Source organism: Psychromonas aquimarina ATCC BAA-1526, assembly GCF_000428725.1.
Classification (GTDB): domain Bacteria; phylum Pseudomonadota; class Gammaproteobacteria; order Enterobacterales; family Psychromonadaceae; genus Psychromonas; species Psychromonas aquimarina.
This window is the reverse complement of sequence record NZ_AUAM01000117.1, coordinates 1-2,354: the sequence shown is the minus strand read 5'-3', so window position 1 is coordinate 2,354 and position 2,354 is coordinate 1. Positions and strand designations below refer to the sequence as shown.

1 protein-coding gene is annotated in these 2,354 nt (G+C 34.0%); it reads right to left on the bottom strand.

Features of this window, described 5'->3' with window-relative positions:
* Window positions 1-52: 52 nt before the first annotated feature.
* A complete protein-coding gene (locus G337_RS0119130; RefSeq protein ID WP_245597687.1) occupies window positions 53-2,239 on the bottom strand; it encodes a Tn3 family transposase in 2,187 nt (728 codons plus the stop codon).
* Between the last annotated feature and the right edge of the window lie 115 nt (window positions 2,240-2,354).

Genomic DNA, 2,354 nt, shown 5'->3' with positions numbered 1-2,354 from the left:
GTTAAGTTCATTATGATGTCTTAACTGGGGTGTGTGAATCTATTAAACCACGTCAACCAATGACTTGAGTGCTAATAGGAACATGGTTTGAAACCAGTGTGAGCGAAGAAACTCCTTTGCCTTTTGAAAAATATTTAGATGAATAACGCGCCTTAAACGTATTAATACGGCACTCGAATTTTTGACCATCAATACTTGAAAACAATTGGTTATCAACGTGGTAATAAGCAAATATTGGCAAAGTGGCTATTGTATTAGAAATCTGATCATTAGACTGCCTTAATGTTTCATACCTAATATAGCTATCATCGACATTACGTAATTTACCCATCGAACGATCGGAGATATTCGCCATTTTATATAAGCCGTAATTGGTACCATTAGCTAATATGCAAGCGATTAGATCTTCATTATTTACAGGTGTTTTCTCTTTGTTAACGGAAATATGGCTAAATGACTTTAAAAAGCCAGTCTTTTGGTCAACAAATAACATGAGTTCAACAATCCCCATATGTTGAATTTGATTATAAAGAGGATTATCAATTGTTTGTTGCCATCGACTATTAGGAATTGACCACTTGAATTCAGACTTACCAGGAATAAACTCAACGTATTTATTATCACCACTAAAAATGTGATCACTAACTTCCTTCAGTTTGGATTCTAATTGCAGGCTCTTATCAGCTAACGTCTGGTTGATGGGAGTTACCAGTTTATCAAGTCCTGTATTTTCAATAATTTCAGCTTTATTCTTCCATTCTTTAGGCTGGATTAAGTCAGAAGTTAAGCTTCTATTATTGACGCTTTCTCTTACGGTTAGGTTGTTACTATGAAAAAGTTGCTCCGCCTTTCGATAAAGGAAGTATTCAAATCGATTAGCGATTAATTTGGTATTGTCTCCGTCAAAATATTCGCGATCACTTTTAGCTACCACATCGAGGTTAATAGTCTTTATGGTCTTGCATCCACTTAGTTCTAAGTGAGCAGTGGTGTATTGTTCTCGCAACTCGTTTTTTAAATGAATGAACTCAATATCAATAGACATAAAGAGTGAACGGAGAAGTTTTTTAATTTTACTCGATTGTTTATCGATGAATTGCCATTCATATTGACGTCCATCAAAGTCATTGTTATCTAAATGATCGCTTAATAATTTAATGCTATCTGCAGGAATGAGTTCAAAGGCTTTCTTACGAACATCACCAAAACTCAAGTTGTCGTCCATATCGGTATCGATAAAGTACTTTAATAAGCTGCCAGCGGATTTTAATTTGGTTCTAACAATATTGACATCTTCTACAATGCGCTGTTTTGCATACCCCTTGGCAGACTCCGTTAATTTTCTAACCAAATAAATAAAGGCAGAAACTAAATTGTCGTTGGTTTCTCGGTACCTAAAAAACAAATAGCAAACAAGGTATAAGATGGTTTGGCTGTCAGTGTGTCTTCTAAGCTTATAAACTGACTTATGTTTAACCAAGGAAGCATAGTATTCAAGGTTTTTAGGTGATAATTCGAGTTCAGTAATAAGTGCTTTAATTTCAGGGTAAAGAGAACGTATGATTTTATGTGTCTTCAGCTCTTGTGTTATTTCACTGGTTGAAAAGTCCTTGGCCATCTTTTTTAATTTGGCTAAGTCAGTAAAAGTACTATTTGATTCAAGTAACTTAAGTAGCGTTACTTTTGTGGATTTAGTCAAGTTTTCACTTAGCACAACCTCGATACGACTTCGTTCATTTGATAGTACCGTTGAGATAGTATCTTGCAACGTCGTGTAACCAGCAAGTGCAATCCTATTTTGACCAAAATAGGCAAGGCATTCATCGAAAACATACCTAGGCTCCAAGTTGATTTTTACAACATCATTAAGGCGTTTAAGTAATGGGCCTTTATCTATTTTACTTTTGTAAATTGAAAAGCCAGTATGTTTTAATAATTTATTAATCAATATAGTTTTCGTTGCCGGTGATAAATTTACTTTCTTTGTTTCTTTATCGTTAAAATATTTGTGTTTGATATAGTCATAATCAGCCTCTACATCGGAAAATGAAAAGCTGAATATTATAGGGCGTGCTCTGAAATAACCTAAAAGCAGAATAAAATAAATACGCGCTTCGATTAATCGTGATTTATTTATAATTTTTTTTGTTTCGTTGTCCAATGAAAAATAATCTTCTCTATCGGTATGGTTAAAGTTTGGAAGAGCGTAAAGTTCGTTAGTTTCAGATTGGGTAAGTATATGAATACGTTTAGTGTTTTGTGACGTGGTTTAATTGATTCGACTAACCCAGTTAAGAGATAATTAACTTAACTGGAGATTGACATGACTAAACGTAAAACCTATTCCAAAGAAT